Origin of the sequence: Ornithinimicrobium sp. (genome assembly GCF_051004135.1) — a bacterium.
Classification (GTDB): Bacteria; Actinomycetota; Actinomycetes; order Actinomycetales; family Dermatophilaceae; genus Ornithinicoccus.
The window spans coordinates 1-5,291 of sequence record NZ_JBPCKQ010000169.1 but is presented as its reverse complement, the minus strand read 5'-3'; the positions used below and the strand labels follow the sequence as shown (position 1 = coordinate 5,291).

The 5,291-nt window shown below is 67.9% G+C and carries 3 protein-coding genes; 2 read left to right on the top strand and 1 reads right to left on the bottom strand.

What is annotated here, in order from left to right; genetic code table 11:
- Positions 1-64: 64 nt before the first annotated feature.
- A complete protein-coding gene (locus tag ACR2FV_RS11565) occupies positions 65-1,351 on the bottom strand; it encodes a hypothetical protein (RefSeq protein ID WP_434015849.1) in 1,287 nt (428 codons plus the stop codon).
- Between the two features lie 123 nt (positions 1,352-1,474).
- Here ACR2FV_RS11565 and ACR2FV_RS11560 point away from each other — a divergent pair, with 123 nt between their 5' ends.
- Entirely contained in the window at positions 1,475-2,110 is a 636-nt protein-coding gene (locus ACR2FV_RS11560) for a class I SAM-dependent methyltransferase (RefSeq protein ID WP_434015848.1), read from the top strand.
- 66 nt (positions 2,111-2,176) lie between these two features.
- Positions 2,177-5,291: glycosyltransferase (locus ACR2FV_RS11555; protein WP_434015847.1), on the top strand; the 3,115-nt coding region annotated here is incomplete at its 3' end.

Here is a 5,291-nt window from a genome sequence, read left to right as displayed (position 1 = left end):
ACCGGCGCGCCGTAGACACACGGGCTCAACCACGCCCGCAGCACGAACTACCTGCTCACAAGCACTATTCCACGCCGCTGTGTGCCTCACATCTGCGGAACTCCGGTCGCTCGGCGGGCCGGATTGGCAGGGTGCCCGTGCGAAGCAATCCGTCGCGCGAAGCAACAGCGCGACGAAGTCGTATCACCTCTTCGAGCGGCATCAGAGCCCCGAAGCTTGTGACGAGGGCCCGCAGCCGATTTGCGACAGACTCCTCTACGTCAACACGGCTTCGCAAGGGCTGGTCGAACCAGCGGATATGTTCGTGCACGAGGTCAAGAACGAGTCCGGCCGGTCCTGCGAGCGGGGGTGCGCAGACCTCGACGGGCATCAGAAGGCCCTCGCCCGGCTCGAGCGGGTGCGGTAACGACGCGCGGTTGACATCGACTGGCTCGCCGCCGTCGACGGGCTGCCATCTGGCCCCCACCCGGATCAGCGGCTCATGCTCGCCGCCCGGGAAGCGCACGGTGCCGTTGTTGACGACATGTACCCATACGACTTGGTGACGACGCTCTGCTATAAAGCTTGGAAGCGGTCGGGCCAGGGAAAGCGACGCGCGATAGGCATCGCTCGGCAGCGCCGAGCCAGGGGCGTGCTGGATGATCTCATCCGCATGCTCAGTGACTGTTTGTGGATCAAGTGACGTCCCTGGATCCGGCGTCGCCCTCAACGCTCGTTCAGCGCGCTGCGCGTCCTCGATCGGAAGCGGGATCGTGCTGGGTTCGTGGCCTGCGTTCTCTGGGAGGTAGAAGGCTTCGTTGAACGGTAGTCCCTCCGGGGTCAGGATGCCGAAGCGCTCCGCCTCGTACCGGGCGACCTTGTCTGTCCGCCTGGCGACATCGGGAAGCAAGAGATCCAGGTGATAGACGGGAAGATCGTCGCGGAAGGAGACTGGCCCGCCGGGATCGGCTAGGACGTGCTTACGCGCGCCGAACGTCAGACCGGGGGCTCGCACCAGCCGAAGGCGGCGATCTGAGTTCCACGGCTCGTCGACAAGATGAGCGCTGGCGCGGGGCCACAGCCAGTGAATCGGCAGGGAATACTGGCCTATCCGACGATCCGCGACAAGCTCCTGAAGGGCGGACACAAGCGCCATGCTCGGGAGTTCATCCCCGTCCAGTAGGAACAGCCAATCGCCCGCGGCCTGCGCAGCCAACCACGGCCAATGCCGATTCGCACCGGCGTGTCGGTACCGAAGTAGACGGTCGGCGACCTTCGCGTAGTGCCCCAGGTCGGCCGCAGCCACTCGGGCGTCTGCCGCCACGATGATCTCATCCACGACCTCTCGCAGGTCGTCCAGCACCGCGGCCACGAGCGGGCCTCTGTGAGCCGTCGGGCAGAGCACCGAGATCGTCGGACGAAAGTTGACACACCGCGAGCGCGACGACACCCAGGTATCGGTAGCACACCCGGCACCGGTCGTACACTGCGGCGAATGTCCCAGCCCCCGCCAACGATCGCCGAGCACCAACTCCCCGGCGTGCTCAACGTCCCGGCGCCCAACGACGCCACGATCAGCCTTGTGCGCGAGTCCGGCGCCCGCGTCGTAGCCGAGATCGGCGTATACGAGGGCGCGACATCAGCGGGTATTGCCCGTGTGCTGGCGGAGCGCGACGGTGAACTGCACCTGTTCGACTTCCAGGACCGTGTCGAAGCCGTGATCGACCGACTCGCCGGGCCGGAGTACGCGCCGGTCATCGGGCACGGCAACACGCGTAAGATCATGGACTCCTACAACTGGACGCTTGGCCGCCTGCTAGCCGAGCCGGCCCCGCCAGCGTTCGACTACGTCTTTCTCGACGGCGCCCACCTCTGGGGCATCGACGCCTTGGCGTTCTTCCTCGCCGACCGGCTGCTCTCTGTCGGCGGCATCATCGACTTCGACGACTTCGACTGGTCGCTGGCTGCCTCAGAGACGATGAATCCGAGCGTGTTTCCGGCTACCGCAGATCTGCACACGCAAGAGCAGATCGAGAGCCGCCAAGTCGCGCTGGTGGTTGATCTGGTCGTTCGCAGTGATCCACGGTACGAGGAGATCCTTCCGAACAAGGCCTTTCGCAAGCGGGCATAGGTCGCGATGGGCGGGCGTAGAGCGGTCAGGTTCCACCGAGGGCGGCTCATCTAGAGTCCCTCCGCGATGCGGCTCTGCACGATCGTGACGAAGGACCGCCTGCCCTGGGCTCGGGTGCTCACGGGCTCATGGGCGGAGCACCACCCCCACCAGCGCGCGATCGTGCTGCTCGTCGACGAACCGGACGGCTGCTTCGATCCCGAGGCCGAGCCGTTCGACGTCCTCAGCGCGGAGGACATCGCCGGCTCGGACCTCTGGCCGATGGCCCTGCGCTATACGCCATTCGAGCTGGCGATGGCGCTCAAGCCCCTGCTGCTCGTGCACGCGCTCGAGCGCCACGATCGCGTGATGCTGCTCGACGCCGACGTCCTCGTAACCGCCTGCCTGGATCCGGTCGACGCTGCGCTGGATTGTCACGAGATCGTGCTCACACCCCATCTGCTGGATCCGATCGCGCCGGACGGCGAGCAGCCGGGCGAGCCGGACATCATCAAGGCCGGGGCGTACAACGCCGGCTTCCTGGCCCTACGCCGTGGCGAGCACAGCAGTCGCTTTCTCCAATGGTGGGCGGCCCGTCTTCGCAGCGGAAGCCGCGTCGACGTCGAGGGCGGCAGGTTCGTCGACCAGCATTGGCTAGACCTCGTCCCCGGCATGTTCGGCGGCGTCGGCCTGCTCGGCGACCGCGGGTGCAACGTCGCCTACTGGAACGTTGCCGAGCGCCCGCTCAGCGAGCAGGACGGCGGGTTGTATGCGAGCGGGGCACCATTACGCTTCTTTCACTTCAGCGGCTTTGATCCCGAGCAGCCTGATCACCTCAGCAGGTACGGCACGCGCGTAGATCCCGGCACGGATCCGCTCCTCGGAGCGCTCTGCGCACGCTATGCCGCCAGGCTCGACGCCGCCGGAATCCGCGATGCTCGCAGTTGGCCCTACTCGTGGGCATCGACCGGCGGCGGGATCGCGCTCACGCCGGCGCTGCGCGAGTTGCTGGATGCCGAGGGAGCTCCGACGGACTCGATCTTCACCACCGAGGGCGAGCGCACATGGCTTGAGTGGCTCAACGCGCCGGCCGCCATCGGAGCGAGTGACGGCGTCACCCGCTTCCTCGCCACGCTGCACTCCTCGCGCGCCGATCTGCGCGCGGAGTTCAGCGATCTTCGCCACGATGCCGGCGACTACATGCGCTGGGTCTCCAGCCAGGGGATAGACGAGCTCGGCATTCCGCCGGCGCTGCACCCACCGACAGGAGCCGCCGGCGAGGTCCGGCGCGGCTTGTTTGACGTCAGCCCCGACGACGATCTCGGGCTCGCGCGGGGCGACGTAGCGGTCTGCGTCCCGCTCTACGGCGCGCACGATCTGTTCGTGCGCTGCCTGAGCAGCATCCTCGACAACACGCCATGCTCGGTGCCGATCCTCGTCGCCGACGACGCCGGGCCAGACCCTGCCAGCCGTGCTTTCGCCGAGGAGCTCGTGCGCACGGGATCGCTCGATCACCGCCTGCTCTGGCTTCGCCACGAGGAGAACCTCGGCTTCGTCAAGAACGTCAACGCAGGCTTCGCGCAGTGCGCGCCCGCGGATGTGGTCGTGGTCAACAGTGACTGCGTCGTCGCGCCCGGGTGGCTCGAGGGCATGCGCCACGCGGCCTACGACGACACGAACATCGCGACCGCGACCGCGCTCACCAATCACGGCACGATCGTCTCACTCCCGGCACGTAATCAGCCACGTCCCGATCTTCCCCAGGATCTGGAGTTCGTTGCCAGCGCACGTAAGCTGCGCGCCGAGTCGCTGCGACTGCGACCACGCATCCCGACCTGCGTCGGCCACTGCTTCTTCGTGCGTCGCGAGGCGCTCGATCTCGTCGGCCCGTTCGATCCGGCATTCTCGCCAGCCTACGGCGAAGAGGTCGACTTCTCGCAACGCTGCACGGTTCACGGGTTGGTGCACGTCGTCGCCGACGACGTACTCGTACTGCACCGCCAGGGTGGATCGCTCAGCGCGGATGGCGAGGCCAACCCGCTGCAGGGCACGCACGACGGCATCATCGCCGCCCGCTATCCGTACTACGATCGCGTACAGCAGGCGGCGGGAAGCGACCAGCACAGCCGACTTGCCCGCGCGCTGGGACACGCGGGGCGCACGATCGGCGCAGACCTGACCGTCACGATCGATGGCCGCAGCCTGGGCCCGATTCTCACGGGCACGCAGCTTCACATCCTCGAGCTCGTCGTAGCCCTCGACCGGACCGGCGCGGTTCGCCTACGGGTCGTCGTGCCGGCCGACCTCGGAGACTACGCGCGAGATGCGCTCGTATCAGCGCCGCACGTCACGCTGCTCCCGGAGGCGGATACCAGAGGACCCGAGCTCGAGCGCAGCGCGGTCGTGCACCGACCGATGCAGGTCTCCCACGCGAGCGACTTGAGACTCATGGGGCGCCTGGGTGACCGCGCGGTGATCACGCAGCAGGACCTGATCGCCTATCGCAACCCGGGCTACTTTCCCGGCTACCCGCAATTCGCACGCTACCGCAGCCTTGCGCGGAGGGCGCTCACATTCGCCGACTCGGTGGTGTTCTTCAGCCACCATGCGGCCCGCGATGCGGTGCTCGAAGAGCTGGTGGCGCCAGAGCGCGCACGAGTCGCCTACATCGGAGTCGATCACCGCGCAGTTCTCGCGAGCTCCGGACGGCGGGCGCCTGTGGGTTGTGAAGATCTCGGCGAGCACCAGATGCTGCTCTGCCTGGGCACCGACTTTCGCCACAAGAACCGCGTCTTCGCCCTGCGCCTCCTGCGGGCCCTCTCCGAGCAGCACGGCTGGCCGGGGCGGCTGATCTTCGCCGGCACGGCGATCCCCGACGGATCGTCGCGCCTCGAGGAGCGCGCCTGGCTTGATGCGCACGCCGAGCTGTCGGCGCGGGTGGTCGACCTCGGCCCGGTGACCGAGCCCGAGAAGGCGTGGCTGATGAGCCGCGTCTCGGCCGTGGTCTACCCGTCGGTCTACGAGGGCTTCGGCCTCGTCCCGTTCGAGTGCGCCCGCGCCGGCGTGCCCTGCCTGTTCGCGGCCCGCAGCTCGCTGGCCGAGGTGCTCCCGCCGGAGGCGGCCACGCTCGAGCCGTGGGACGAGCGCCGGAGCGCCGCGCGGGTCCACGAGCTGCTCGTTCCCGGCCCGGCCCGGGATCGCC